This is a genomic window from Paenibacillus xylanexedens (assembly GCF_007680605.1).
GTDB lineage: Bacteria > Bacillota > Bacilli > Paenibacillales > Paenibacillaceae > Paenibacillus > Paenibacillus xylanexedens_B.
Window position 1 is genome coordinate 1 of record NZ_VEIO01000073.1, and the last position, 326, is coordinate 326.

A 326-nucleotide genomic window follows, 5' to 3' on the forward strand; every position below is an offset into this window, starting at 1 on the left:
AGATGTTGGCCCATTCGCTCAATCGTTTCCTTTTTGAATAACGCCGTGCTGTATTCCCAGTCGAAATACAAGCGACCTTCCTGCTCCACTGCAGCCACGGTTAAGTCGAATTTTGCAACCCGGTATTCCTGCCCGTACGGCTGAATCGTCAGCCCTTCCGGTGTCCATTCACTCCTCTGCATGTTCTGCAGCACCAGCATCGTATCAAACAACGGATTACGGCTTGTATCCCGCTGCAACGCTACCTTCTCCACCAGCTCCTCGAACGGATAATCCTGGTTCTCCATGGCGCCCAGCACAGCAGTCTTCACTTCCGCCAAGTACGT

Annotated in this window: 1 protein-coding gene; it reads right to left on the minus strand. The window is 53.1% G+C overall.

The genetic code is table 11. From position 1 onward, the window contains the following. Positions 1–326 (minus strand): condensation domain-containing protein (locus FS818_RS28440; RefSeq protein WP_145336758.1); only part of this gene is annotated, 326 nt, incomplete at both ends.